This is a genomic window from Streptomyces sp. NPDC041205 (genome assembly GCF_055591765.1).
The window spans coordinates 298,188-323,518 of the sequence record NZ_JBVIZH010000002.1 but is presented as its reverse complement, the minus strand read 5'-3'; the positions used below and the strand labels follow the sequence as shown (position 1 = coordinate 323,518).

Genomic DNA, 25,331 nt, shown 5'->3' with positions numbered 1-25,331 from the left:
GGGCGGAACCTACGCGTCCCGCCCCCTGCGGTACCGCCCCGGCGCCACCCCGAACTGCCGCTTGAACGCCTTGGCGAACGCGAACTCCGAGGCGTAGCCGCAGCGTTCCGCGACCTCGCGCAAGGGCGTGTCCTCCGCGCGCAGGACGCGGCCCGCCGTCGTCATCCGCCACCACGTCAGGTACGCGAGCGGGGGCGAGCCCACCGTCGCCGCGAACCGGCGGGCGAACGGGGCCCGGGAAAGCCCGCCGAGCGCGCCCAGCTCCGCCACCGTCCACGGGTGTCCGGGGTCGGCGTGCACGGCCCGCAGCGCCGCCGCCACCGCCGGGTCGGCGAGCGCGGCCGCCCAGCCCGTCGGATGCCCCGCGCCGTGCTGCTCGCCCAGCCACCAGGCCCGCAGGATGTACAGCAGCAGCGTGTCGAGCAGCGCCGACACGATGGTGTCCGAGCCCGGCTTCGGGTCGTCCAGCTCGGCGCCGAGCAACTCCACGGCCGCGCGCAGCGAGCTGTGGGCGCCGACGCGGGCGGGCAGGTGGATCACCTCGGGCAGCTCCGACAGGAGCGGGTGGGCGTGGGCGCGGTCGAGGCGGTAGGCGCCGCAGAGGAGCACCGCGGCGGGCGGCTCGCCCGGCGCCGGGTCCGGCAGCCGCGCGGGCGGCCGCGGCCAGGACCCGTCCGGGTCCAGCTCGAACCGGTCGAGGGGCACACCGGGCTCGCTCATCAGGGCGTGCCCGCTGCCGTGCGCGACGAACGCGATGTCGCCCGGCGCGAGCGCGATCGGCTCCGTCCCCTCCCGCCCCGGCACCAGCCAGGCCGACCCCCGCAGCAGCACATGGAACCCGGCCCCGCTGGACGCCCCGAACCGCGCACCCCACGGCGCGTACTTGTCCCAGAGCGCGGAGTGCGGCCGCCCGAGCCGCATGGCGGCGATCGCGTCGCTGAGTACGTCCATGTCCGAACGGTAGCGCGCACACCGAGCCGCGAGACGCACGGACAGAAAACCGAGATCGGCGAGCATGGTTCGTCTCGGGGGAGCTGCATAGCGTGTGCGTCATGACGACGACAGCGACAACAGCGACAGCGGCAACGACGACGGCATCAACCACCGCTCAGGCAGTGCTCTTCGACGAGATCGGCGGACCCGAGGTCCTGAAGGTGCGCGAGGTGGAACTCCCCGCCCTGGGCCCGGACGACGTCCTGATCCGGGTCGAGGCACTCGGCCTCAACCGCGCCGAAGCCCTCCTGCGCTCCGGCACCTACTACTACCAGCCCACCCTGCCCGCCTCCCGCAACGGCTACGAGGCGGCCGGGGTGGTCGAGGCGGCAGGCGCGGGCGTCACGGACTTCGCGCCCGGTGACACCGTGCTGACGACCGGCAACTTCGAGCTGAGCGCCCACGGCGTGTACGCGGACCGCGTCGTGCTGCCGCAGCACGCGGTCGCCCTGCGCCCTGCCGACGTCGACGCGGTCACGGCGGCCGCCGTCTGGCTCACGTACACCACCGCCTACGGCGCCCTGCACCTGCGCGCGGGGATGCGCCCCGGCGACCATGTCCTGATCACCGGCGCGTCCAGCGGGGTCGGCACGGCGGCTCTCCAGGTCGTACGCCGAGCAGGCGCGACCCCCATCGCCACCACCCGCACCGAGGACAAGCGCCGCCAACTCCTCGACCTGGGCGCCGAACACGTCATCGTCACCGACACGGAAGACGTGGTGAAGGAGACGAAGCGCCTCACCGAAGGCCGAGGCGCCGACATCGTCCTGGACGCGATCGGAGGCCCCGCTTTCCAGACCCTCGGCGAGGCCGCCACGGAGAACGCCGCATACGTCCTCTACGGCTGGCTCGACGGCCGCCCTGCCACCGTCCCGATGACCTGGCCCGTAACCGTCCATGGCTACAACAACGCCATCGTCACCGATACCGCGGAGGGCCGCCGCCGCGCTGCCGCCTACCTCAACTCGGGCCTGCGGGACGGCACCCTGCGCCCCGAGATCGCCAAGGTCTTCGACGGCCTCGACCGGATGCCGGACGCCCACCGCCTGATGGAGGCGAACACCCACACCGGCAAGATCGTGGTGCGGCCCTAGCCGTCCTGGCGGCGGGGCGGCGCCGGTGCCGGGCTACGGCGTGGCCCAGTCCCGCAGCGCGTCCTCGCTCTCGAAGTCCGCCACGTTCTTGTCCAGCGGCGTCGACGTGTACTGGTGGATGCGCCACTTCGCCTGGATGCGGGGCTTGCCCGCCGGCACGTAGTCGGCGATCCAGAGGCCGTCGCCCGCGTACGACGTCGTGTCCCTGTTGAGCCAGAAGTCGCGGTTGCAGTACAAGATGGTCCGATGGTTCGGGCGCAGCCGCTTCACCTCGCGGATGAAACGGTCCTTCTCCGCGTTCGTCGCGGCCGTGTGGTCGCCCGTCCACTCCCAGTCGACGGCCAGGATGTCCCCGGCCTTCTCCGGTGCCTTGCTCACGAAGTACTCGGCCTGGGCGGTGATGTTGCCCGGCCACAGGAAGTGGTAGAAGCCGACGACGCAGCCGCCGTCGCGGGCGAGTTTGGTCTGGGCGGTGAGGCGGGGGTTGATGTAGGAGCGGCCCTCCGTCGCCTTGATGACGACGAAGGACAGCCCGTCGGTGGAGAAGGACGACTGGTGGGAGCTGACGTCGATGCCGCGCAGCATGGGGCCTCCAGCGGTGGGGGGGAGTGGGTCCGGCGGCGGGGCCGTGGGGTGGCCGAGTCCGGCGCGCGATGGGTGATCGGTTCGATCCTGATGGGTGAACGGTCAAAGGTTGACTGTTACTTGACCGTTCCCCGCGAGGGGTTGGTTCCACCCTCGTACTGGCGTTCCTTGCCTCCGCCCGTGTATGGAGTACGGGCACACGCGTCCGCCACCCCCCACTCACGGATACGGGATCCCACATGCCCCTGACCCGCCGCGCCTTCCTCACCGGCGCCACAGCCACCGCCGCCACCGCCCTGCTCACCACCCCCGCGTCCGCCGGGAGCCGCACGCGTGCGCTCGGCGTACAGAACTGGATGGCGGGCATCGACGCCGCGACGCCCCTGCAGCGCCTGACGATCCCCGGGACGCACGACTCGGGCGCCCGCTTCGGCGGCTGGTGGGTGGAGTGCCAGAACACGACGCTGGGGCAGCAACTCGGCTCCGGCATACGCTTCCTGGACATCCGGTGCCGGGCCTTCGAGGGGTCCTTCACCATCCACCACGGCGCGTTCTACCAGAACCTGAACTTCGACGACGTCCTCGGCGCCTGCCGGGACTTCCTGCGCGGCCAGCCCACGGAGACCGTCCTGATGCGCGTCAAGCAGGAGTACTCGCAGGAGAGCGACGCGACGTTCCGGGCGCTCTTCGACGACTATCTCGACCGGCGCGGCTGGCGCTCCCTGTTCCACATCGGCAACGCCTGGCCGCGCCTCGGCGAGGTCCGCGGGAAGGTCGTCCTCATCGCCGACAACGGCGGTCTGCCCGGCGGCATCCGCTGGGGCGACGGCGGCCTCTTCGACATCCAGGACGACTACAACGCGGTGCCCGCCGCCAAGTTCCCCAAGGTCGAGGCCCACTTCAGGAAGGCCGCGGCCCAGCCGGGCAAGCAGTACATCAACTTCGTCAGCACGGCCGCAGCGATCCCGCCGCGCTGGAACTCCGACGACCTCAACCCGCGGACGCACACCCTCCTGGAGAGCGCCGAGGGCCGCACCTGGCGCGGGCTCGGGATCGTCCCGATGGACTATCCCAACACCCGCGCCGGTCTGGTGGAGTCACTGATCGCGCACAACTAGCGCCCGTCCCAGGGGCCGGCGCGCGGTGGGGCTCAGCACTCGATGATGTTCACGGCGAGCCCGCCGCGCGCCGTCTCCTTGTACTTCACGCTCATGTCGGCGCCGGTCTCCTTCATGGTCTTGATGACCTTGTCGAGGGACACCTTGTGGCTGCCGTCGCCGCGCATCGCCATCTTCGCGGCGGTCACGGCCTTCACGGCCGCCATGCCGTTGCGCTCGATGCACGGGATCTGGACGAGCCCGCCGACCGGGTCGCAGGTGAGGCCGAGGTTGTGCTCCATGCCGATCTCGGCGGCGTTCTCGACCTGCTCCGGGGAGCCGCCGAGAACCTCGGCGAGGGCGCCCGCGGCCATCGAGCAGGCGGAGCCGACCTCGCCCTGGCAGCCGACCTCGGCGCCGGAGATGGAGGCGTTCTCCTTGAAGAGCATGCCGATGGCGCCCGCGGCGAGCAGGAAGCGGACGACGCCCTCGTCGTCGGCGCCGGGCACGAAGTTCATGTAGTAGTGCAGGACGGCGGGGATGATCCCGGCGGCGCCGTTCGTCGGGGCGGTCACGACGCGGCCGCCGGCGGCGTTCTCCTCGTTCACCGCCATCGCGTACAGCGTGATCCACTCCATGGCGCGGGCGTGCGGGTCGCCCTCGGCGCGCAGCTGCCGGGCGGAGTTCGCGGCGCGGCGGCGGACCTTCAGGCCGCCGGGCAGGATGCCCTCGCGGGACATGCCGCGGGACACACAGGCCTGCATGACGCGCCAGATGTCGAGGAGGCCCTCGCGGATCTCCTCCTCGGTGCGCCAGGCCTTCTCGTTCTCCAGCATCAGGGCGGAGATCGACAGGCCGGTCTCGGAGGACAGGCGCAGCAGCTCGTCGCCGGTGCGGAAGGGGTACTTCAGGACGGTGTCGTCCGGGACGATCGGGTTCTCGCCCGCCACAGCGTCCTCGTCGACCACGAAGCCGCCGCCGACGGAGTAGTAAGTCTTCTCCAGGACGAGCGCGCCGTCGGTGTCGTACGCGAAGATCGTCATGCCGTTGGCGTGGTACGGCAGGGCCTTGCGGCGGTGCAGGATCAGGTCGGCGTCGAAGTCGAAGGCGATGTCGTGCATGCCGAGGACGTTCAGGCGGCCCGTGGACTTGATCTCCTCGACGCGGTCGTCCGCCGACTCCACGTTCACCGTGCGCGGGGACTCGCCCTCCAGGCCGAGCAGGACGGCCTTGGGGGTGCCGTGGCCGTGGCCGGTGGCGCCGAGGGAGCCGTACAGCTCCGCGCGTATCGAGACGGTGTGGGCCAGCAGGCCCTCGTTCTTCAGGCGGCGGGCGAACATGCGCGCCGCGCGCATCGGGCCGACCGTGTGGGAGCTGGACGGGCCGATGCCGATCGAGAACAGGTCGAAGACCGAGATGGCCACGGGAGAACTCCAATGATGGGTGGTAGACGCCGTTGTCCGCCGGGTGGTGCGGGGGCAGCTTGCCGTGCTTGCGGGCACGTGGTGCGGGGCACCGCGCGCACTGTCCTCATGTCCAGTGTGCGCGGTGCCCCGGAAGTCCGTACCAACTAAAGCGTACGAAACTACTTCAGGCCGGGGTACAGCGGGTGCTTCGCGGCCAGAGCGGACACCCGGGCCTTGAGGGCCTCGGCGTCGAAGTCCGGCTTGAGGGTCTCGGCGATCACGTCCGCGACCTCGCGGAAGTCCTCGTCCTGGAAGCCACGGGTGGCCAGGGCCGGGGTGCCGATGCGCAGGCCGGAGGTGACCATCGGGGGGCGCGGGTCGTTCGGGACGGCGTTGCGGTTGACCGTGATGCCGACCTCGTGGAGGCGGTCCTCGGCCTGCTGCCCGTCAAGAGCGCTGTCGCGCAGGTCGACCAGGACCAGGTGCACGTCCGTGCCGCCGGACAGTACGGAGACGCCGTGCTCCTTGACGTCGTCCCGCACCAGGCGCTCGGCCAGGATCCGGGCGCCGTCCAGGGTGCGCTGCTGGCGCTCCTTGAAGTCGTCCGAGGCGGCGACCTTGAAGGAGACGGCCTTGGCCGCGATCACGTGCTCCAGCGGGCCGCCCTGGAAGCCGGGGAAGACCGCGGAGTTCAGCTTCTTCGCGAAGTCCTTGTTGCGGGCCAGGATGATGCCGCCGCGCGGGCCGCCGAGCGTCTTGTGCGTGGTGGAGGTGACCACGTCCGCGAACGGCACCGGGTTCGGGTGCAGACCGGCGGCGACGAGACCGGCGAAGTGCGCCATGTCGACCCACAGCTTCGCGCCGACCTCGTCGGCGATCCGGCGGAACTCGGCGAAGTCCAGCTGACGCGGGTAGGCGGACCAGCCCGCGATGATCACCTTCGGGCTGTTCTCCTTGGCCAGGCGCTCGACCTCGGCCATGTCGACCAGGCCGGCCGCGTCCACGTGGTACGCGACCACGTTGAACTGCTTGCCGGAGAAGTTCAGGCGCATGCCGTGGGTGAGGTGCCCGCCGTGCGCCAGGTCCAGGCCGAGGATCGTGTCGCCGGGCTGGGCGATCGCGAAGAGGGCGGCCTGGTTGGCGGAGGCGCCGGAGTGCGGCTGGACGTTGGCGTACTCGGCGCCGAACAGGTCCTTGACCCGGTCGATCGCGATCTGCTCGGTCACGTCCACGTGCTCACAGCCGCCGTAGTAGCGGCGGCCGGGGTAGCCCTCGGCGTACTTGTTGGTGAGGACGGTGCCCTGGGCCTCCATGACGGCGACCGGAGCGAAGTTCTCCGAGGCGATCATTTCCAGGGTGGACTGCTGGCGGACGAGCTCGGCGTCGACGGCGGCGGCGACGTCCGGGTCGAGCTCGTGCAGAGGGGTGTTCATAAGCGACATCGGAAGATCAGTCCTTACGCCGTGGTCAGCTGCCGGAGAACGCGGTGTACTCGTCGGCGGAGAGCAGGTCGCCCGGCTCCTCCGCCACGCGCACCTTGAACAGCCAGCCGCCCTCGAAGGGTGCCGAGTTCACCAGGGACGGGTCGTCCACGACGTCCTGGTTGGCCTCGACGACCTCACCGGAGACCGGCGAGTAGAGGTCGCTGACCGACTTCGTCGACTCCAGTTCGCCGCAGGTCTCACCCGCGGCGACCGTGTCGCCGACCGCCGGGAGCTGGGCGAAGACGACGTCGCCGAGCGCGTTGGCCGCGAACTCGGTGATGCCGACCGTCGCCACACCGTCCTCGGTGGCCGACAGCCACTCGTGCTCCTTGCTGTAACGCAGCTGCTGGGGATTGCTCATGGCCTGAATTCTCCTGTACGCGGGCGAGTGCTGATGAACGTGGGTCTTACGGACTGAGACGGGCGTGTGCCACCCCGGGCGCCGACGGGACGCGGAGGCGTCCGCGGACCAGGCGGGGCACGGGCGCGGACCGGTCGGGGACCGGCGCCGCCGGGCTACTTCTGGCGCTTGTAGAACGGCAGCGCGACGACTTCGTACGGTTCGTGCGTACCGCGGATGTCCACACCCACGCCCGCCGTGCCGGGGGCGGCGTGCGCCGCGTCGACGTACGCCATCGCGATCGGCTTGCCGAGGGTCGGGGACGGCGCGCCGGAGGTGACCTCGCCGACGACCTCGCCGCCGACGACCACGGACATGCCCGCGCGCGGGACCCGGCGGCCCTCGGCGATCAGGCCCACCAGCTTGCGCGGGGGAGCGGCCTCGGCGCGCTCGGCGGCCGCGCGCAGCGCCTCGACGCCCACGAAGTCGTCCGCGTGGGACGTCTTGTCAAACTTGACGACCCGTCCCAGACCGGCGTCGAACGGCGTCAGGGCCGTCGTCAGCTCGTGCCCGTACAGCGGCATGCCCGCCTCCAGGCGCAGCGTGTCGCGGCAGGACAGGCCGCAGGGGACCAGGCCCACCGGGGCACCGGCCTCGGTCAGCGCCCGCCACAGCTGCTCGGCGTGCTCGGGGGCCACGAACAGCTCGAAGCCGTCCTCGCCGGTGTAGCCCGTGCGGGCGATCAGGGCGGGGACGCCCGCGACGGTGCCGGGCAGGCCCGCGTAGTACTTCAGGCCGTCGAGGTCGGCGTCCGTGACCGCCTTCAGGATGCCGGGGGACTCCGGGCCCTGGACGGCGATGAGGGCGTAGGCGTCGCGGTCGTCGCGGACCACGGCGTCGAAGCCTTCGGCGCGCTCGGTCAGCGCGTCGAGCACGACCTGGGCGTTGCCGGCGTTGGCGACGACCATGTACTCCTGGTCCTGGAGCCGGTAGACGATCAGGTCGTCCAGGATGCCGCCGTCGGCCTGGCAGATCATGGTGTAGCGGGCGCGGCCGACGCCGACGGAGCCGATGTTGCCGACGAGCGCGTGGTTGAGCAGGTCCACCGCCGCGGGGCCGGTGACCGTGATCTCGCCCATGTGGGAGAGGTCGAAGAGACCGGCACGGGTACGGACCGCGTTGTGCTCGTCGCGCTCGCTGGCGTAGCGCAGCGGCATGTCCCAGCCCGCGAAGTCGGTCATGGTCGCACCGAGGTCGCGATGCAGGGCGTCCAGGGCGGTGTGGCGTGGGGTATTGCTCATCAGTACTGGCTCCCGGGGCATGACGGGCGAGGTCGATCCTCCCCATCTGTCATCGAACCTGAGAGGTTCACCACGTCCCGTGCGTATGACGGGTCATGACTTGCACCTTGGGTGGAGCCGCCCCTGTGACCGGTGTGGCCGGGTGTGACCGGGGATCGACCCGCTTTTCAGATGTGCCTCGCCCGCGCGGTACGGGGCCTGAGAGATTCAAGGGAGGAACTTGCTCCTTCGGCGCCCCGGGACGACGTCCGCGTCAGAGTGCGGTCACGTCTCCGGGAACTCTCCCGCGCGGATTCAAGCGGCCGGTATGGAGTTGGCGCGCACATCATTGCACGCGCCCCCGCTTCACGACAGCAGCAACTTCTTCACAACAGCGGCTACGGCGGAATGCCCTTGTGCGGCATTACCGTCTCTTTACACTCAACGGAGAAGTACTGGGGATGAGTGACGTGACCAGCATGGGGAGGCCGATCACGGTGCGCAGGAGCGGTGCTTATGCGACCACCACGGGTGCGGCGTTGCCCGGCAGCGACGTGGTGCCGCCGCAGCCCGGCGCCCCCGTGCGCGAGTGCCTCGGGTACTTCCCGCGGCCCGTCGTGCGCGACCTCAGGGACCGGGCCCGGCGCGGCCCGCGCCGCCTGGTGTTCGGCGCGAGCGACGTCGTGGTCGTGTCCGGGCTGCCCGGCAGCGGCAAGTCCACGCTGATGCGGCGCGCGGTGGCGGGGCCGCGCGTGGACTCCCAGGACACCCGGGACCGCTGGGCGGCCCGTATGCCCCGGCTGCTGCCGTACGCGCTCTATCGCCCCCTGGTCCGCCTCGCGCACTACGCGGGCCTGCACCGGGCGCTGCGCTCCGGCGCGGGCGTCGTCGTGCACGACTGCGGTACGCAGCCGTGGGTGCGCCGCTGGCTGGGCCGCGCGGCCGCCCGGCGCGGGGCCACGCTGCACCTCCTGCTGCTCGACGTGCCCGTCGAGGTCGCACTCGACGGGCAGCGCGAGCGCGGCCGCGGGGTCTCCCGGTACGCCTTCGCGCGGCACCGCAGGACGGTCGGCCGTCTCGTCCGCGCCGCCGAGCGGGGCGAGCTGCCGCGGGGCTGCGGCTCGGCGGTGCTCATGGACCGGGAGGCGGCGGGGGCGCTGCGGGAGATCGGGTTCGGGGGCTCAGGGGTCTGAGGGGGCTGAGGGGGCGGTGCGGCGGGGGTGCCGGTTAGGGTCGGGCCCGCAGCACAGGAGCAGGGCAGAGCGCAGAGCAGGGGTCGAGGACAGATGAACTATCCGGGGGACTACCCGGGAGGCGTTCCGGCACAGGGACCGGGCCCGGACCAGGGACATCCGCATGGGCATCCCCACGCGCATTCCCACGCACATCCGCACGGGCATCCGCACGAGGGATGGCCGGCCAATGAGCTGGAGGAGGTCCTGGCCGCGTCGCTCGGCGCCCCGCCGTCGGACGCGGTGGGCGCCCGCATCGTCGAGACGCTGGGCCGCGGCCGGGTCTGGGTCCCGCTCCCGTCCGGCGGCGGCCCCGACCAGGGCACGCTCGACCTGCCCACGCTGGAGATCGACGGGCAGGCGTACGTTCCCGTCTTCACGTCGGAGCAGCAGTTCCAGCAGGTGACGGGGGGCCGGATGAGCTGGACGGTGGCGCCCGCGGTGGAGTTCGCGCGCGGGCTTCAGCCGGAGCTCGGCATCGTCCTGAACCCCGAGGGCACGGTCGCCGTGCCGCTGCCGCCGCCCGCCGTGGCCGCGCTGTGCCAGGTGGGGCGCACCGAGCTGGACGGCCCGACGACCGGCGGCCGGGTCCGCCTCTTCGAGCCGGACTGGAAGGAGGACCCGGTCGACTTCCTGAGCGCCGCGTCCCGCGAGTTCCAGGCGACCGGGGTGGTCCTGACGGCCCGCCGCTGCCTGGCCAGCGTCGAGGGCGAGGACCCGTCCCTCTTCGTGGGCGTCGAGCTCTCCTCCTTGGAGGGCGACGCCCGCGACGCCCCCATGCAGGCCCTGACCCGGGCCCTCACGGCCTTCCCCCCTCCCTGGCCGGTCAACCTGGTCCTCCTGGACGCAGCCCAAGACCCGGTCTCCTCCTGGCTACGCACCCACATCCGCCCCTTCTACACGTCCCACTAGCCGACCACCGGAAGCTTCTCCCCACCCACCCCTGCCCTGGCGAGAGCGGACGGCACGGAGCCGGGGCCTGGGCCGGGTGGGGCGGGCGACGGGCTTGCCGGGGTTCGCCGGGCCGGACGGCAAGGCCCCCGGGGCCTGGTGAGGCCGCTGGCGGGACTGCCGGGCTGTCGGGGAGGTCGCTGGTGGGGCGCCGGCGAGGCGGATGGCGGGGTACCGGGGTGCCGTGACGTGCCCTCGCTTCGGGTCGCGGAGCGCCGACCTGCCCCCGCTTCGGGTCGCGGAGCGCTGTCCTGCCCTCGCTTCGGGTCGCGGAGTGCTGTCCTGCCCTCGCTTCGGGTCGCGGAGCGCCGACCTGCCCCCGCTTCGGGTCGCGGAGCGCTGTCCTGCCCTCGCTTCGGGTCGCGGAGTGCTGTCCTGCCCTCGCTTCGGGTCGCGGAGCGCCGACCCGCTCTCCCCCCCCCCCGGATCGCACAGCGCCGACCCACCCCCGCCCCGAGCCCCACAGCGCCGACCCACCCCCGCCCCGAGCCCCACAGCGCCGACCCACCCCCGCCCCGGGCCCCACAGCGCCGACCCACCCCCGCCCCGGGCCCCACAGCAACGGGTGGGCGGGTGGGGAAGCCGCCGCGCAGCGGCGGTAGAGCTTCCGCGCCTTGGACGGCGCGGACGGCACGGACGGCGCGCGCGACCGATGGCCCCGCAGGGGAGGGCGGCCAGGCGGTGGCGGGAAACGGGGGGAGCGGGGTGCCCGAGGCCCGATCAAGGCGACCACGCCAGAAGTAAGCTGGTTCCATTGACTCGGTCGGAGCCCGGCCGTGCGGACAGGTCGAGTACGTCGGGCAAGTCGTGAAGGGGCGGTTACGGGTGAGTGCGTCGGGCACGGCCGCGGGCGACGGGGCCTCCCCTGTTCGAGCGCGCCCGCGAGCTTGGGGAAACGTCGAGCACATGCTGCGCCAGGTGGCGCCGGGGCGTTACGACGCGTACGAGGCGCTGCTCGGAGCCCTCGCCGGCGACCAGGTGTGGATGCTGCTCTGGCACGGCCAGTCGGGTTCCCCCGACGCGCAGTACGGCAACATGGAGGTCGACGGCCTCGGCTACGCCCCCTGCGTGACCTCAGCCCAGGAGCTCTCGGCCAGCGGCTGGAACCGCGGCTACGAGGTGCTCGGCGGCCTCGACGCGGCCCGCGCCCTGTACCCCGACCACTACGGCCTGTGGCTGAATCCGCACGCCCCGGGCGGCGGCGTCGGCATCCCCTGGCTGGACCTGCGCCGCATCGCCAGTGGCCTGGACCTCCAGCCCGCGGGGCCCCTGCGCCTGACCGAGCCGGCCATCGAACTCCCGCAGTTCTACGCCCTGTTGAGTCAGAACGCCCACCGCACCCCGACGGTCCGCTCGCTGCGCCGCGCCTGGGTGCAGCCCGCGCTCGGCGCCCCGTACCTGGCCATCGGCCTCGACGTGTACGACACCTCGCCGGGCGCGGTGGACTCGGTCCGCGCGATGATGCGGCAGTCCATCGGCGCCGTCCCCGAGGGCCTGCCGGTCTCCACGGTGGCGATGGCCGACCCGCACGACCCGGTGGCGATGTGGCTGCGCGCCAACGCCCGCCCGTTCTACGACCGCGACGCGCAGGCGGCCCCGGCCCCCGCCGCGGGCGGATACGGCTATCCCGCCCCGTACTGAACAAAAGGTCGCAAACCCCTCCGCAGTGATCAGGGCAGCGTCCGGTTTTCGCTGCTCCGGAGCCTGCTGATCAGCACCGTCATGCGCGATGTCCCTCAATGGTGCCTGAGTGGCGGTATGGACCCCCGTGGCGCCTTGGCCCCGAAGTGCCCCGCGTTCGCCCGGCGTTCAGCCTCGTCCGGATAACGGAACACCTCGATCAGCATCACGGTTGCGCATCCATTCCCCGACAAGTCTGGTAACAGATCACGACCCCGTTGAAGACTCCCGCTCCAAGGGGCCTTCGCCCCTGTGTACGACGGACGATCACGTCGCTACAGCGGCAAGTGCGGGCCGGTCACCGCCGGTTGAGAGGGGTCCCTGCCACGATGACGGCGCCATTGCATGACACACCTGCGGACGCGAAACCCACCGAGGACGTCGCTCCCGCAGCTGGTGCGGGGGTGAAGAAGGTCGAGGGACGGTCGCTCAAGCAGATCGCCTGGAACCGACTCAAGCGGGACAAGGTCGCCCTGGCCGGCGGAATCACCGTGCTTGTGCTGGTCCTGGTCGCGGTCTTCGCGCCCCTGATCGTCAGCCTGCTCGGCCACCCGCCGAACGACTTCCACCAGGACAAGCTGGATCCGCTGACCAACCTGCCCACGGGCTCGCTCGGCGGTGTGAGCAGCGACTTCCTGTTCGGCGTCGAGCCCAACAAGGGTCGCGACGTGTTCAGCCGGATCGTCTACGGCGCGCGGATCTCGCTGCTCGTGGCCTTCCTCGCCGCCGTGGTCGCGGTGGTGCTCGGCACGCTCTTCGGCATCATCGCCGGCTACTTCGGCGGCTGGGTCGACGCGCTGATCAGCCGGGTGATGGACGTGCTGCTGTCCTTCCCGCAGCTGCTCTTCATCATCTCCCTGGTCTCCGTGCTCCCGGACGATCTGCTCGGCCTGCAGGGCACGAGCGTGCGCGTGGCGATCCTGATCCTGGTGATCGGCTTCTTCGGCTGGCCGTACGTCGGCCGCATCGTCCGCGGCCAGACGCTCTCGCTGCGCGAACGCGAGTACGTCGAGGCGGCCCGCAGCCTCGGCGGCGGCCGACGCCACATCCTCTTCAAGGAGCTGCTGCCCAACCTGGTCGCCCCCATCACCGTCTACGCGACGCTGATGATCCCGACCAACATCCTGACCGAGGCCGCCCTCAGCTTCCTCGGCGCCGGCGTCAAGCCGCCGACAGCCTCCTGGGGCGGAATGCTCCGCGACGCCCTGGAGACGTACGAGCACGATCCGATGTTCATGGTCTTCCCCGGCGTGACGATCTTCATCACGGTGCTCGCCTTCAACCTCTTCGGGGACGGTCTGCGCGATGCGCTCGACCCCAAGGGAACCCGCTAGCAGTCCCCAACTGACTTGCCCCTGCCGCAGTCAGGTGGCTCTTTCCATGGTTCTCAGGCAGCTCATGGCCAGGGACCGCGAATCTCGGAGGTTTGCGACAAAATGCCAACAGTTTCCTCGAAGCGACGGCTCACCGCTGGTGCGGCCTTCGTCGTCGCGGCGCTGGTGACCACCACCGCGTGCGGTGGCGGCGACGGCGACGGCGAAGGCAAAGGCAAGGGCGCCGGGTACAACGCCGCCCTGAACAAGGTCGCCAACCCGTCGAAGAAGGCCGGCGGCACCCTGCGCATGGTCGGCAAGCAGGACCTCGACTCGGCCGACCCGCAGCGTGCCTACTACGGCATGTCCTGGGACTTCATGCGCTTCTACACCCGGCAGCTGGTGTCGTACGACACCAAGCCGGGCAAGGCGGGCACCAAGCTGGTCCCGGACCTCGCCGAGGCCAACGGCAAGATCTCGGACGGCGGCAAGACCTACACGTACAAGCTGCGTGACGGCGTCACCTGGGAGGACGGCTCGCCGCTGACCTCCAAGGACGTCAAGTACGGCATCGAGCGCATCTGGGCGACGGACACCATCACCGGTGGCCCGCAGTACCTGATGAAGGCGCTCGACCCCAAGGGCGAGTACAAGGGCCCCTACAAGGACTCGTCCAAGGACAAGCTCGGTCTGAAGGCGATCGAGACGCCCGACGACAAGACCATCATCTTCAAGCTGCCGAAGCCCAACGGTGACTTCGAGCAGTTCCTGGCCATGCCGTCCGGCTCGCCGGTGAAGGCGGCCAAGGACACCAAGGCCAAGTACACCCAGCGGCCGTTCTCCGCGGGCCCGTACAAGTTCTCGCAGTACAAGCCGGGCAAGAAGATCGTCCTGGTGCGCAACGACAAGTGGAAGAAGGACTCGGACCCGATCCGCGCCGCGCTTCCCGACAAGGTCGACGTGACGATCTCCGCCAACCTGGAGGAGAACGACAAGCGCCTGATGGCCGGCGACTACGACGTCGACCTCAACGGCACCGGCATGACCCAGTCCGGCCGCGTCACCGCGATCCAGGACCACCGCGACAGCATCGACAACATGCACACGTCCTTCGTGCGCTACGTCGCGCTGATCCACACCGCGAAGCCGTTCGACAACGTGCACTGCCGCAAGGCCGTCTTCTACGGCACGGACTTCGCGGCCCTGCAGCAGACCCGCGGCGGCAAGCTCGCGGCCGGTGACATCGCCAACAGCACCTTCCCGAAGGCGATCCCGGGCTACAGCGACTACGACCCGTACGGCGTCCTGGAGCGCAAGGGCAAGCCGGACCCGGCCAAGGCCAAGGACGAGCTGAAGCAGTGCGGCAAGCCGGGCGGATTCAGCGCCAAGATCACCGCTCGTAACAACAACCCGGGCGAGGAGGACACCGCCGAGGCGCTGCAGGCCCAGCTCAAGAAGGTCGGCATCAACCTCTCCGTCGAGACCCTCGACGGCGCGGACTCCTCCAGCATCACCGGTTCGCCGTCCGTGGTGAAGAAGCGCGGCTACAGCATGCAGATGAGCGGCTGGGGCCCGGACTTCCCCTCCGGCCAGGGCTACGCGCAGCCGCTGTTCGACAGCCGCTTCCTCGCCCAGACCGGTAACTACAACGAGTCCCAGATCAAGGACAAGAAGATCGACGGGCTCTTCGACAAGGCGATCGCCGAGACCGACCCGGTCAAGGCCGGCGAGACCTACAAGGCGCTCGACAAGCGGATCCTCGACCAGGCCGACTGGATGCCCTTCCTGTACGAGAAGAACATCACCTGGCGCGGTCCGCGGCTGACGAACGCGTACATGTCCGACGCGTTCAACGGCCGGTACGACTACGTCTCGCTCGGCGTCAACGAGAAGAAGTAACACCGCCAGTGTGCCGCCGCGGCGGGCTCAAGTCCCGCCGCGGCGACCGCTCTTGACCGACCGTCACGCCACCGCCGCATCCCGCCAGTCCGAAGGGCAGGTGATGGCCCCGGGCGGTGACCGGAGCCCCTCACGAGGGGGCCCCGGGCCACCGCCGGGCCGCGCACAGTGCTTGCTTATCTCATCCGGCGCCTGATCGCCGTAATCATCATGGTGCTGGTCGTACTGCTCGCGACCTTCACCGTCTTCTTCATGCTGCCCAAGTGGGCGGGACAGGACATCGCCGTCCTCTTCGCCGGCAAGGCGTCCGGAGCCGAGCAGCTCGAAGGCATCCGGACCAAACTGGGCCTCGACGACCCGCTGCTCGTGCAGTTCTGGGAATTCGTCAAGGGCATCCCGATGGGCCGCGACTACGCCAACGGCAGTGATGTCACCCACTGCCCGGCGCCCTGCTTCGGCTACTCCTTCCGTACCGAGGCCCCCGTCTGGGAGACCCTCAAGGACGCCCTGCCCGTCACCGCTGCGCTCGCCGCCGGTGCCTGTGTGCTGTGGCTCGGCGCCGGTGTCCTCACCGGTGTGGTCTCCGCGCTCAAGCGGGGCACCATCTGGGACCGCGCCGCGATGACCACCGCCCTCGGTGGCGTCTCGCTCCCCGTCTTCTTCACCGGCATGATCGCGATGGGCGTCTTCGTCCACAACCTCGGCTGGGTGAAGATCGCCGACAGCCTCAGTACGGACGACTCCATCGACGTCTGGTTCCAGACGCTGATCCTGCCGTGGGTCGTGCTCGCCTTCCTGAACGCCGCGATGTACGCCCGCCTCACCCGCGCCACCATGCTGGAAGTGCTCGGCGAGGACTACATCCGCACCGCGCGGGCCAAGGGCCTCGGCGAGGCCGTCGTGATCCGCAGACACGCGCTGCGCTCCGCGATGACACCGATCCTCACCGTCTTCGGACTCGACCTCGGCGTGCTCATGGGCGGCGCCGTGCTCACCGAGTCCACCTTCAACCTTCCGGGCCTCGGCCTGGAAGCGGTCAGGGCCATCAGCAGCAAGGACCTGCCCGTGATCCTCGGCGTCACCCTGTGTGCGGCCCTCGCGATCGCCGTGGCCAACCTCGTCGTCGACCTTCTGTACGCCGTCATCGACCCGCGAGTGAGGCTGGGATGACCGAACTGTCCAAGAGCGGAGCGGCGCCCGAGGGCGGCGCGGAAGCCACCGTGTCGAAGACCGGCACGGCCGTCGGCGAAGTCGTCGCCGGCTCGCCCGCTCCCTCCGCCTTCCTCGAGGTGCGCGACCTCAAGGTGCACTTCCCGACCGACGACGGTCTGGTCAAGTCCGTCGACGGGCTCAGCTTCAGCCTGGAGAAGGGCCGCACCCTCGGCATCGTCGGCGAGTCCGGGTCCGGCAAGTCCGTCACCTCGCTCGGCATCCTCGGCCTGCACACCGCCGGGCAGTACGGCCGCCGCAAGGCGCAGCTGTCCGGCGAGATCTGGCTGAACGGCACCGAGCTGCTCAGCTCCCCGGCGGACGAGGTGCGCAAGCTCCGCGGCCGCGAGATGGCGATGATCTTCCAGGACCCGCTGTCGGCGCTGCACCCGTACTACTCGATCGGCAAGCAGATCATCGAGGCGTACCGGGTCCACAACAACGTCGACAAGAAGGCGGCGCGCAAGCACGCCATCGACATGCTCGACCGGGTCGGCATCCCGCAGCCCGACAAGCGCGTCGACTCCTACCCGCACGAGTTCTCCGGCGGCATGCGCCAGCGCGCGATGATCGCCATGGCGCTCGTCAACAACCCCGAACTGCTGATCGCCGACGAGCCGACGACGGCCCTCGACGTGACGGTGCAGGCGCAGATCCTGGACCTGATCCGGGATCTGCAGAAGGAGTTCGGCTCCGCGGTCATCATGATCACCCACGACCTCGGCGTGGTGGCGGAGATGGCCGACGAGCTGCTCGTGATGTACGGCGGCCGCTGCGTCGAGCGCGGCTCCGCGCAGCAGGTCTTCTACGAGCCCCAGCACCCCTACACCTGGGGCCTGCTCGGCTCGATGCCGCGCATCGACCGCGAGGAGACCGAGCGACTCGTCCCGGTCAAGGGCTCCCCGCCCAGCCTCATCAACCTGCCGAGCGGCTGCGCCTTCAACCCGCGCTGCCCGTACGCGGACGTGCCCAAGGACCAGATCACGCGCAGCGAGCGCCCCGAGCTGAGGTTGGTCGGCTCCGGGCACTACTCGGCCTGCCACATGTCGCGCGAGGAGCGCACCAAGATCTGGACCGAAGAGATTGCGCCGAAGCTGTGAAGGACCAGGACATGACCATCCCCGCGCAGGCGAAACCCGCCCCGGACTCCGAGCGGGACGTGCTCCTCAAGGTCGAAGGGCTGGTGAAGCACTTCCCCATCAAGAAGGGGCTCCTGCAGCGCCAGGTCGCGGCCGTCCAGGCCGTCGACGGGATCAGCTTCGACGTGCGCTCCGGTGAGACCCTCGGCGTCGTCGGCGAGTCCGGCTGCGGCAAGTCGACCATGGGCCGGCTCATCACCCGGCTGCTCGAACCGACCGGCGGGCGGGTGGAGTTCGAGGGTACGGACATCACGCACCTGGGCACGGCGAAGATGCGGCCGCTGCGCCGCGACGTCCAGATGATCTTCCAGGACCCGTACTCGTCGCTGAACCCCCGGCACACCATCGGCACGATCGTCGGCGCGCCCTTCAAGCTCCAGGGCGTGAACCCCGAGGGCGGCGTCAAGAAGACCGTCCAGGGGATGCTGGAGCGGGTCGGCCTCAGCCCCGAGCACTACAACCGCTACCCGCACGAGTTCTCCGGCGGTCAGCGGCAGCGCATCGGCATCGCGCGGGCGCTCGCCCTGCAGCCGAAGCTGGTCGTGGCGGACGAGCCGGTGTCGGCCCTGGACGTGTCCATCCAGGCCCAGGTGGTCAACCTCCTGGACGACCTCCAGGACGAACTCGGCCTCACGTACGTGATCATCGCGCACGACCTGTCGGTCATCCGGCACGTGTCCGACCGCATCGCCGTCATGTACCTCGGCAAGATCGTCGAACTCGCGGACCGCAAGGACTTGTACACCAAGCCCATGCACCCGTACACGAAGGCGCTCCTGTCCGCGGTGCCGGTGCCCGACCCCAAGCGGCGCGGCGCCAAGAGCGAGCGGATCCTGCTGCGCGGCGACGTGCCCTCGCCGATCGACCCGCCGACCGGGTGCCGCTTCCACACGCGGTGCTGGAAGGCGACGGAGATCTGCGCGGTCAAGGAGCCGCCGTTCGTCGCCCTGGAGACGGCGCACCAGGTGGCGTGCCACCACCCGGAGAACGCGCCCGACCAGGCGCCGGAGGACACGAAGCTGCTCTCCGTGGCCCGAGAGGCCATTGATGTGGTGTCGGTCACCACCGCGGCCGACATCGCCGCGGAGCCCGCTGGCGCTGAGCCCGCCGGCGCGGAGGCCGAGGGCGACGGTGCCTCTGCTGAGGTCGGGGCGACCGACGCGACGAAGGACTGAGCGCACGCCGATCGGCGCTTCGCGCCTCGTCCTCAAACGCCGGACGGGCCATCCATGGCCCGTCCGGCCGCTGAGGACGAGCTCGGCGGAGCCGACGATTCGGGGGTGACCCCGGGCCGGGGGACAATGCGGCGTGCTTCAGGAATTGTTCAGCCCGGGGGTCCAGCACGCACTGGACATCGTCGGCATCTTCGTCTTCGCGATCTCCGGCGCCCTCCTCGCCGTCCGCAAGAACTTCGACGTCTTCGGGATCGCCGTACTCGCCGAGGTCACGGCCCTGGGCGGCGGCCTCTTCCGCGATCTGGTGATCGGCGCGGTGCCCCCGGCCGCGTTCACGGATCTCGGCTACTTCCTCACCCCGCTGTTCGCCGCGCTCCTCGTGTTCTTCCTGCACCCGCAGGTCGAGCGCACCCAGTTCGCGGTGAACGTCTTCGACGCGGCGGGCCTCGGCCTGTTCTGCGTCACGGGCACCACGAAGGCGTACGACTACGGGCTCGGCCTGACCGCTTCCGCGACCCTGGGCCTGGCCACGGCGGTGGGCGGCGGCGTGCTGCGCGACATCATCGCCAACGAGGTCCCGTCCCTGGTGCGCTGGGACCGCGACCTGTACGCGGTCCCCGCCATCGTGGGGGCCACCATCGTCGCCCTGTCCATCCGCTTCGACATGCTGAACGGTTTCACGACGGCGCTGGCCATCGTCACGGCGTTCGTCCTGCGGCTGCTCGCGATGCACTACCACTGGCGGGCGCCGCGCGCGTGGAACCGCCGCTCCTCGGCGTCCGAGGAGCCGGAGCATAAAGCTACCGCTTAGTAGTTTTCTGTTGTACGTTGCCGGTATGGCTGACACAGCAGCGGCGCCCACGGCGCGCGCCACGGTCGGGGACAGCGAGTTCGACCGCGACACCGCGGTCACCCAGCGGGAGCCCGGCGTCTACGACATCGACCTCTCCGCGGGCTGGACCATCGTGAGCGCCGTCAACGGCGGCTACCTCCTCGCCGTCGTCGGCCGCGCCCTCGCGCACGCGCTGCCGCACTCCGACCCGTTCACGATCTCCGCGCACTATCTGACGGCGTCCGACCCGGGCCCCGCGGTGATCCGCACCGAGACCGTGCGCACCGGGCGCGGCCTGTCCACCGGGCAGGCGTCGCTGGTGCAGTTCGAGGCGGACGGCACCGAGGTCGAGCGGCTGCGGGTGCTCGCCTCGTACGGGGACCTGGACGCCCTGCCCGACGACGTGCGCACGACGGCCAAGCCGCCGGATCTGCCCCCGGTCGACCAGTGCTTCGGCGCCGACGACGCCCCGGCCGAGCAGCGGGCGGTCCCCGGCTCGTCCGCGATCGCCGACCGGCTGTGGCTGAAGCTGGACCCGTCCACCCTCGGGTGGGCACTCGGCCAGCCGTCCGGCAAGGGCGAGATGCGGGCGTGGTTCGGGCTCGCCGACGGGCGCGACGCGGATCCGCTGTCGCTGCTGCTCGCCGTGGACGCGCTGCCGCCGACGGCGTTCGAGATGGGCCTCTCCGGCTGGGTGCCCACCATCGAACTCACCGTCCATGTGCGGGCCAGGCCCGCGCCCGGACCGCTGCGCGTCGCCATCACCACGCGCAACCTCGCCGGCGGCTTCCTGGAGGAGGACGCCGAGGTCTGGGACTCCGCGGACCGCCTGGTGGCCCAGTCCCGCCAACTGGCCCGGGCCCGCCTGCGCTGACCGGACCGCGCGCCCCGCCCGGGCCGACTCCCGCGGCCCGGGCACCGCTCAGCCGGTCAGGCGCACCTGACCGGGCCAGGCGCACCTGACCGGGGCAGACACACTCACCCGGTCAGGCACACCCCCGCGTACGACACCCCGCCGACCACCACCCACGCACAGAGCCCCACGAGCCCCACGCGGCCCCCGGTGCGCATCAGCGTCCGCAGGTCCACCGCGCTGCCGAGGCCGAACAGGGCGGCGGCGAGGAGCAGTTCCTGGGCGACCCCGGCCGCGTCGAGGGCCGAGTCCGGGAGCCACCCGGTGCTGCGTACGCCGACCATCGCCACGAAGCCCGCGACGAACAGCGGCACCAGCGGCGGTCGCCGCTCACCGGCGCCAGGGGTGCCGTCCGCGGCGGCCGCGCGCCGGGCCCGTACCGCGATCGCCACGCCCGCGACCAGCGGCGCGAGCAGCGCCACCCGCATCAGCTTGACCAGCACGCCCTCGCCGAGGGCGGTGCCACCGGCGGTCTGCGCGGTGGCGACGACCTGCCCCACGTCGTGCACGCTCGCCCCGACCCAGCGGCCGAACTCCGCGTCCGTGAGGCCCAACGGCCCCTGGAGCAGGGGAAGCACGGCGATGGCGAGCGTGCCGCAGAGCGTGACCACCGCCACCGAGGTGGCCGTGTCGCGCTCCTCGCTGCGGGAGACGTCACTGACCGCCCCGATCGCCGACGCCCCGCAGATCGAGTACCCGGTGGCGATGAGCAGCGGCTGGTCGCCGGGCAGGCCCAGCTTCCGGCCGAGCCACCAGGTGCCGAAGAACGTCGCCGCGACCACCACGAGCACCATCGCGACGGTCGGCCAGCCCACCCCGAGCACATCGCGCAGGCTGAGCTTCAGGCCGAGCAGCACCACGCCGACCCGCATCAGACGCTTCGCGGCGAAGGTGAGGCCGGGCCTGGCCCAGCCGCGTACCCACACCCGGGACCCCGGCGCTTGCGCGGCGGCGAGGCCGAGGACGATGGCGACCGTCAGCATCGGCACGTCCGGCACGAGCCGGTGCGTCAGCCAGGCGACGGCGACACCCGCCGCGGCGAGCGCGAGGCCCGGCCAGGGGCCGGTGGCGCGCGCGGGCGGCCGCGGCGCCGACGCCGTCCGCGGCGGGCGCTGTCCGAGCAGGGCCATCAGCGGTCGGCCGGGAGGTCGTACACCCGTCGCACGCTGCTGCCGAGCCGCCCGATGTCCGCGCCGTAGACGTGCAGGGACAGCGCGCGTCCGGCGCCCGCGTTCCACACCCGGTGGATGTCCCCGGGCGGCGCGAAACCGCACACCGCGCCCTGCGGGTTCACCACGTCCTCGGTGGCGACGAGGTGCGCGGGGGCGTTGTCCTCGGCGGGCACGAGCCGGTAGCGCCGCTCGTGCTCCTCGCCCTCGTGCACGCCGGTCACGCACCATGACACGTGGTCGTGCACGGACGTGCGCTGGCCGGGCAGCCACACCAGGCCGACGAGGGAGAAGCTGCCGTCGCTCTCGGCGTGCAGCAGGTGCTGGCGGTAGCGGTCCGGGTCGCCCTCGCACTGCTCGGGGGTGAGCAGGTCGGCGGCGCCCAGGTGCGGCGCGAGGCGCTCGCCGACCAGGTACGCGGTCAGGTCCGGGGGCAGGCCGCGGCCGACGGCCTCGCGTATCTCGGCGACGAGGGCGTCGAGGCGCGGTGTCGTACAGGGGCGGGCGGGCGCGGTGCGGGTGTGCGCGGTGGGGGTGGTCATACCGGCAGGGTCGGCCCGCCGCATCCATCACGTCCAACGACAGTTTTTTGGCATTACCTCAAAAATTGCTTATGTGTTGGCCGTTCAACGGTCGGCGGCGGTCAGCGGCGGGGCAGCGGTCAGCAGCCGACGCGGTTCGCCGCGACCGCCTTCAGCTCGTCGAGCACCAGGGCCGTGGCCGGAATGCGCAGGTGCTCCCGCAGGACGTACGCCGACACCTGCCGCCGGGACGCGGGGTCGAGGGGGCGGCCGGTGACCGAGCGGTGGCACAGGAAGTTCAGGACCAGGCCCGGCATCATCGCGATGCCGAGGCCCTCGGAGACGAGGCTCTGGATGACGAGGTTGTCGTCGGTGGTGAAGGCGATGTCCGGGGCGAAGCCCTGCTCGGCGCACTCGTGCAGGAAGTTGGCCCGGCAGCGCAGGCACCCGGCGATCCAGCGCTCGTCGGACAGATCGGCGAGCCGCACCGAGCGGCGCCGCGCCATCGGGTGCCTGGTGGGCATCAGGACCGTCAACTGGTCCTCCATCAGCGGTACTTCGACGACCTCGTCCGGCACCTCTTCGAGCAGGCCGGGGTAGGTGAAGGCGAGGGTGACGTCGGCGTCGCCGTGCACCAGGCGCTGCAGGGACTCCGGCGGTTCGTACTCCTGGAGTTCGACGCGGATGCCGCGGTGGTTGCGGGCCAGACGGGCCAGCGCCTCCGGAATCAGCGTGGCGGTGGCGCTCGGGAACGCGCACAGTCTGACCCGGCCGGTGCGCAGCCGCGTGATCGCGTTCATCTGCTGCTGGGCCGCGTCGATGTTGCCGAGGATCACCCCGGCGTGCCGGGACAGCGCCTCGCCCGCCTCGGTCAGCCGCATCCGGCGGCCGACGCGGGTGAACAGGACCGTGCCCACGGACCGTTCGAGCGCCTTCATCTGCTGGGTGATCGCCGGTTGCGTATAGCCGAGCGAGCGGGCCGCGGCGGAGTACGAACCGGTGCGGACCACTTCGTGGAAGGACCTGATGTGCCGGGAGTCGAACACAGTCGAATCATAAGCAAAATTTGGGAACAGCTGACGGGCCTTTTCCGTCGCTTCTGGATGTGGGACGCCGAGCCGTCCCGGATCGTGGACGTGCGCGATCCTTGACCGCGTGAAGTCCGACCGGCTGCTCTCGATCCTGCTGCTGCTCCAGACCCGCGGCACCGTCCCCGCGCCCGAACTCGCCGAGCGCCTTGAGGTGTCCGTCCGCACCATCTACCGCGACGTCGACGCGCTGTCCGCGTCGGGCGTCCCGGTCTACGCCGAGCGCGGGCGGCACGGCGGCATCACGCTGCTGCCCGGCTACCGCACCGACGTCACGGGTCTGACCGCCGACGAGTCGCGCGCCCTGTTCGTCCTCGCCGCGCAGGGCGCCCACGCCGCGCTCGGCCTGGACGCGGCCATCGGCTCGGCGCTGCGCAAGGTGATGGCGGCGCTGCCCGCACCGCACCGGCCCGCCGCCGAACTCACCAGCCGCCGGATCCTCGTCGACGCCTCGCGCTGGACGCGCGGGCCCGGCGCCGGCCTGCCCCTGGACCATCTGGGCACGCTCCAGGACGCGGTCTTCGCCGACCGGCGGGTGCGCGTGAGCTATGTGCACAGCGGGTCCGAGGGGGCGCGGGACTACACCCTTGACCCCTACGGGCTCGTGTCCAAGGCGGGCGTCTGGTACCTCGTGGCCGACCGGGACGGCGAGCCGAGGCTCTTCCGGGCCGACCGGGTGCGCTCGGCCGGCCTGACGGACGAGCCGGTGCGGCGCCGCCCCGGCGTCGAACTCGCGGACGCGTGGGAGGGGTTGAAGCAGTGGGTGGAGCGGCGCACCGGCGGCATCCAGGTCACCGCGCGGGTACGCCGCGACCGCTACGGGCGCTTTCTGCGGCTGCACGGGGGCGCGGTGACGGAGGTCGTGGAGGAGGGCGGGGGCACAGGGGATGCCGAGGGGGTCGGGTGCGGGGAAGACGAGGGCACGGGGGAGTGGGTGACCGTGCGCCTCGTCGTCGAGGAGGAGCGCGCGGCGCGCGTCCTGCTCGCCTTCTCCGACGCCGTCGAGGTCCTGTCGCCGCCGGAGATCCGGGAAGAGCTGGCGCGGGCCGCCGCGGCTGTCAGCGCACTGTACGAGGGCCCGCATTGAGGAAACGCGCGAGGGCCCCCGTGAGTTCCGCGGGAGCGTCCTCCTGTACGAGATGTCCCGCACCTTCGATCAGCCGCAGCTCGGCGCCGGGGATCAGCTCGGCGAGCTCGTGGCCGCGCGCCACCGGGATCCAGGTGTCCTCGGTGCCCCAGCAGACCAGGACGGGCAGCGCCAACTCGCCGTACCTGCCCTGGATCTCGTCCGTGAAGCGCTGGTCGTTCTGCTCGATCTGGCGGTAGAACGCGGGCCTGCCCGCCTCCGTGCGCCAGGGCGCCACGAGCCGGTCGAGCACGGCCGGGTGCAGCCCGCGGTGGCTCGCCGAGCCGACGTACTCCCGCACCAGCGCCTCGTGCAGCGCGGGCGGCAACTGCGCGAACACGTCCGCGTGCGCGCCGAGCAACTGGTACGTGGGCGAGCCCCACGGCGCGAGGGCCACCGGGTCGACCACGGCGAGCCGGGCGTAGCGCGCGCCGTGCAGCAGGTGCGCCCGCAGGGCCACGCAGCCGCCGAAGTCATGGGCGACGACGGCCGGGGGCTCCTGCCCGTCCAGGCCCCAGTGCGCGAGCAGTTCGGTGAACACGCGGGCCTGCGCGGCGAGCGAGACGTCCTGCCCGGCCCGCATCTCGGACGCCCCGTAGCCCGGCAGGTCCCATACGTACACCCGGCGTTCGCGCGCGAGCGCCTTGGCGACGCCCCGCCAGACGTACGACGAGAACGGGGTGCCGTGGACCAGGACGACGGGGGGCGCGTCGGCCGGCCCCAGGGCGGCCCAGCGGACGGCGCCCGACGAAGAGGCGAAGGTCTGGTCGAGGGGCCAGTCGGGATGCGTGGTCGTCATGACCGA

General features: G+C 71.5%; 23 protein-coding genes and 2 riboswitches. Of the genes, 13 read left to right on the top strand and 10 right to left on the bottom strand.

The genetic code is table 11. The features are described 5' to 3' along the window. Window positions 1-9: 9 nt before the first annotated feature. The gene (locus ACZ6BG_RS08420) at window positions 10-951 is read right to left on the bottom strand and encodes an AraC family transcriptional regulator (RefSeq protein ID WP_468998615.1); all 942 of its coding nucleotides are present in this window, start codon (window positions 949-951) and stop codon (window positions 10-12) included. A gap of 101 nt (window positions 952-1,052) precedes the next feature. Here ACZ6BG_RS08420 and ACZ6BG_RS08415 point away from each other — a divergent pair, with 101 nt between their 5' ends. After that, on the top strand, window positions 1,053-2,087 hold the full coding sequence (locus ACZ6BG_RS08415; RefSeq protein ID WP_468998613.1) for a zinc-dependent alcohol dehydrogenase family protein: 1,035 nt from the start codon (window positions 1,053-1,055) through the stop codon (window positions 2,085-2,087). A 33-nt stretch (window positions 2,088-2,120) separates the two neighbouring features. Here the strand turns inward: ACZ6BG_RS08415 and ACZ6BG_RS08410 are convergent, their stop codons facing one another. Next, window positions 2,121-2,672, bottom strand: coding sequence for a glycoside hydrolase family 25 protein (locus ACZ6BG_RS08410; protein ID WP_468998611.1), 552 nt, complete (start codon window positions 2,670-2,672; stop codon window positions 2,121-2,123). Between the two features lie 239 nt (window positions 2,673-2,911). On the opposite strand from ACZ6BG_RS08410, the gene ACZ6BG_RS08405 reads away from it, so the two are divergent. Then, window positions 2,912-3,790 (top strand): phosphatidylinositol-specific phospholipase C, encoded by an 879-nt coding sequence (locus ACZ6BG_RS08405; protein ID WP_468998609.1) that lies wholly within the window; start codon window positions 2,912-2,914, stop codon window positions 3,788-3,790. Window positions 3,791-3,822: 32 nt separating this feature from the next. Here the strand turns inward: ACZ6BG_RS08405 and ACZ6BG_RS08400 are convergent, their stop codons facing one another. The 4 genes from ACZ6BG_RS08400 to gcvT form a co-directional block, all read right to left on the bottom strand. Next, window positions 3,823-5,193, bottom strand: coding sequence for an L-serine ammonia-lyase (locus tag ACZ6BG_RS08400; protein WP_468998607.1), 1,371 nt, complete (start codon window positions 5,191-5,193; stop codon window positions 3,823-3,825). Between the two features lie 161 nt (window positions 5,194-5,354). Then, window positions 5,355-6,617, bottom strand: a complete 1,263-nt coding sequence (glyA, locus tag ACZ6BG_RS08395; protein WP_468998605.1) for a serine hydroxymethyltransferase — start codon at window positions 6,615-6,617, stop codon at window positions 5,355-5,357. Between the two features lie 25 nt (window positions 6,618-6,642). Further along, complete coding sequence (gcvH, locus tag ACZ6BG_RS08390) at window positions 6,643-7,020, bottom strand: glycine cleavage system protein GcvH (protein ID WP_468998603.1); 378 nt, start codon at window positions 7,018-7,020, stop codon at window positions 6,643-6,645. Between the two features lie 155 nt (window positions 7,021-7,175). Next, window positions 7,176-8,300 carry a glycine cleavage system aminomethyltransferase GcvT gene (gene gcvT / locus ACZ6BG_RS08385; RefSeq protein WP_468452193.1) on the bottom strand — a complete coding sequence of 375 codons (1,125 nt, stop codon included), beginning with the start codon at window positions 8,298-8,300 and terminating at the stop codon, window positions 7,176-7,178. Between the two features lie 36 nt (window positions 8,301-8,336). Continuing rightward, a riboswitch (glycine riboswitch) is annotated at window positions 8,337-8,477 on the bottom strand. Further along, a riboswitch (glycine riboswitch) is annotated at window positions 8,478-8,597 on the bottom strand. Window positions 8,598-8,740: 143 nt separating this feature from the next. On the opposite strand from gcvT, the gene ACZ6BG_RS08380 reads away from it, so the two are divergent. The 10 genes from ACZ6BG_RS08380 to ACZ6BG_RS08335 all read left to right on the top strand — a co-directional run bounded on the left by ACZ6BG_RS08380 (window position 8,741) and on the right by ACZ6BG_RS08335 (window position 20,583). Beyond that, window positions 8,741-9,472, top strand: a complete 732-nt coding sequence (locus tag ACZ6BG_RS08380) for an AAA family ATPase (protein WP_468998601.1) — start codon at window positions 8,741-8,743, stop codon at window positions 9,470-9,472. Between the two features lie 93 nt (window positions 9,473-9,565). Further along, the gene (locus ACZ6BG_RS08375) at window positions 9,566-10,423 is read left to right on the top strand and encodes an enhanced serine sensitivity protein SseB (RefSeq protein ID WP_468998599.1); all 858 of its coding nucleotides are present in this window, start codon (window positions 9,566-9,568) and stop codon (window positions 10,421-10,423) included. An 864-nt stretch (window positions 10,424-11,287) separates the two neighbouring features. Next, window positions 11,288-12,103, top strand: coding sequence for an enhanced serine sensitivity protein SseB C-terminal domain-containing protein (locus tag ACZ6BG_RS08370; protein ID WP_468998596.1), 816 nt, complete (start codon window positions 11,288-11,290; stop codon window positions 12,101-12,103). Window positions 12,104-12,471: 368 nt separating this feature from the next. After that, window positions 12,472-13,476 (top strand): ABC transporter permease, encoded by a 1,005-nt coding sequence (locus ACZ6BG_RS08365; protein WP_380847438.1) that lies wholly within the window; start codon window positions 12,472-12,474, stop codon window positions 13,474-13,476. Window positions 13,477-13,578: 102 nt separating this feature from the next. After that, window positions 13,579-15,354 (top strand): ABC transporter substrate-binding protein, encoded by a 1,776-nt coding sequence (locus ACZ6BG_RS08360; protein ID WP_468998594.1) that lies wholly within the window; start codon window positions 13,579-13,581, stop codon window positions 15,352-15,354. Between the two features lie 168 nt (window positions 15,355-15,522). Continuing rightward, window positions 15,523-16,524, top strand: coding sequence for an ABC transporter permease (locus ACZ6BG_RS08355; RefSeq protein WP_468452181.1), 1,002 nt, complete (start codon window positions 15,523-15,525; stop codon window positions 16,522-16,524). Continuing rightward, window positions 16,521-17,663, top strand: coding sequence for an ABC transporter ATP-binding protein (locus tag ACZ6BG_RS08350; protein ID WP_468998589.1), 1,143 nt, complete (start codon window positions 16,521-16,523; stop codon window positions 17,661-17,663). Before ACZ6BG_RS08355 ends, ACZ6BG_RS08350 begins: the two co-directional genes overlap by 4 nt. Before the next feature lie 11 nt (window positions 17,664-17,674). Continuing rightward, window positions 17,675-18,877 (top strand): ABC transporter ATP-binding protein, encoded by a 1,203-nt coding sequence (locus tag ACZ6BG_RS08345; RefSeq protein ID WP_468998587.1) that lies wholly within the window; start codon window positions 17,675-17,677, stop codon window positions 18,875-18,877. 133 nt (window positions 18,878-19,010) lie between these two features. Then, a complete protein-coding gene (locus ACZ6BG_RS08340) occupies window positions 19,011-19,688 on the top strand; it encodes a trimeric intracellular cation channel family protein (RefSeq protein ID WP_468998585.1) in 678 nt (225 codons plus the stop codon). 25 nt (window positions 19,689-19,713) lie between these two features. Further along, the gene (locus tag ACZ6BG_RS08335; protein ID WP_468998583.1) at window positions 19,714-20,583 is read left to right on the top strand and encodes a thioesterase family protein; all 870 of its coding nucleotides are present in this window, start codon (window positions 19,714-19,716) and stop codon (window positions 20,581-20,583) included. Between the two features lie 104 nt (window positions 20,584-20,687). Here the strand turns inward: ACZ6BG_RS08335 and ACZ6BG_RS08330 are convergent, their stop codons facing one another. From ACZ6BG_RS08330 to ACZ6BG_RS08320, 3 genes are all read right to left on the bottom strand, one after another. Further along, window positions 20,688-21,752, bottom strand: coding sequence for a YeiH family protein (locus tag ACZ6BG_RS08330; RefSeq protein WP_468998581.1), 1,065 nt, complete (start codon window positions 21,750-21,752; stop codon window positions 20,688-20,690). Continuing rightward, window positions 21,752-22,333 (bottom strand): cysteine dioxygenase family protein, encoded by a 582-nt coding sequence (locus ACZ6BG_RS08325; protein ID WP_468998579.1) that lies wholly within the window; start codon window positions 22,331-22,333, stop codon window positions 21,752-21,754. The genes ACZ6BG_RS08330 and ACZ6BG_RS08325 overlap by 1 nt, the downstream gene beginning before the upstream one ends. A gap of 119 nt (window positions 22,334-22,452) precedes the next feature. Then, entirely contained in the window at window positions 22,453-23,358 is a 906-nt protein-coding gene (locus ACZ6BG_RS08320) for a LysR family transcriptional regulator (protein WP_468998576.1), read from the bottom strand. Between the two features lie 109 nt (window positions 23,359-23,467). Here ACZ6BG_RS08320 and ACZ6BG_RS08315 point away from each other — a divergent pair, with 109 nt between their 5' ends. Next, complete coding sequence (locus ACZ6BG_RS08315; protein WP_468998574.1) at window positions 23,468-24,487, top strand: helix-turn-helix transcriptional regulator; 1,020 nt, start codon at window positions 23,468-23,470, stop codon at window positions 24,485-24,487. Here the strand turns inward: ACZ6BG_RS08315 and ACZ6BG_RS08310 are convergent. Beyond that, entirely contained in the window at window positions 24,459-25,325 is an 867-nt protein-coding gene (locus ACZ6BG_RS08310; RefSeq protein WP_468998572.1) for an alpha/beta fold hydrolase, read from the bottom strand. The genes ACZ6BG_RS08315 and ACZ6BG_RS08310 overlap by 29 nt on opposite strands. Window positions 25,326-25,331: the final 6 nt, after the last annotated feature.

Bases quoted from the DNA above. Each gene is read 5' to 3' on its own strand.
- ACZ6BG_RS08420 (WP_468998615.1), bottom strand. From the start codon at position 951: ATGGACGTACTCAGCGACGCGATCGCCGCCATGCGGCTCGGGCGGCCG.
- ACZ6BG_RS08360 (WP_468998594.1), top strand. From the start codon at position 13,579: ATGCCAACAGTTTCCTCGAAGCGACGGCTCACCGCTGGTGCGGCCTTC.
- ACZ6BG_RS08405 (WP_468998609.1), top strand. From the start codon at position 2,912: ATGCCCCTGACCCGCCGCGCCTTCCTCACCGGCGCCACAGCCACCGCC.
- ACZ6BG_RS08380 (WP_468998601.1), top strand. From the start codon at position 8,741: ATGAGTGACGTGACCAGCATGGGGAGGCCGATCACGGTGCGCAGGAGC.
- gcvH (WP_468998603.1), bottom strand. From the start codon at position 7,020: ATGAGCAATCCCCAGCAGCTGCGTTACAGCAAGGAGCACGAGTGGCTG.
- ACZ6BG_RS08335 (WP_468998583.1), top strand. From the start codon at position 19,714: ATGGCTGACACAGCAGCGGCGCCCACGGCGCGCGCCACGGTCGGGGAC.
- ACZ6BG_RS08375 (WP_468998599.1), top strand. From the start codon at position 9,566: ATGAACTATCCGGGGGACTACCCGGGAGGCGTTCCGGCACAGGGACCG.
- ACZ6BG_RS08350 (WP_468998589.1), top strand. From the start codon at position 16,521: ATGACCGAACTGTCCAAGAGCGGAGCGGCGCCCGAGGGCGGCGCGGAA.
- glyA (WP_468998605.1), bottom strand. From the start codon at position 6,617: ATGTCGCTTATGAACACCCCTCTGCACGAGCTCGACCCGGACGTCGCC.
- ACZ6BG_RS08415 (WP_468998613.1), top strand. From the start codon at position 1,053: ATGACGACGACAGCGACAACAGCGACAGCGGCAACGACGACGGCATCA.
- ACZ6BG_RS08310 (WP_468998572.1), bottom strand. From the start codon at position 25,325: ATGACGACCACGCATCCCGACTGGCCCCTCGACCAGACCTTCGCCTCT.
- ACZ6BG_RS08365 (WP_380847438.1), top strand. From the start codon at position 12,472: ATGACGGCGCCATTGCATGACACACCTGCGGACGCGAAACCCACCGAG.
- ACZ6BG_RS08325 (WP_468998579.1), bottom strand. From the start codon at position 22,333: ATGACCACCCCCACCGCGCACACCCGCACCGCGCCCGCCCGCCCCTGT.
- ACZ6BG_RS08410 (WP_468998611.1), bottom strand. From the start codon at position 2,672: ATGCTGCGCGGCATCGACGTCAGCTCCCACCAGTCGTCCTTCTCCACC.
- ACZ6BG_RS08330 (WP_468998581.1), bottom strand. From the start codon at position 21,752: ATGGCCCTGCTCGGACAGCGCCCGCCGCGGACGGCGTCGGCGCCGCGG.
- gcvT (WP_468452193.1), bottom strand. From the start codon at position 8,300: ATGAGCAATACCCCACGCCACACCGCCCTGGACGCCCTGCATCGCGAC.
- ACZ6BG_RS08345 (WP_468998587.1), top strand. From the start codon at position 17,675: ATGACCATCCCCGCGCAGGCGAAACCCGCCCCGGACTCCGAGCGGGAC.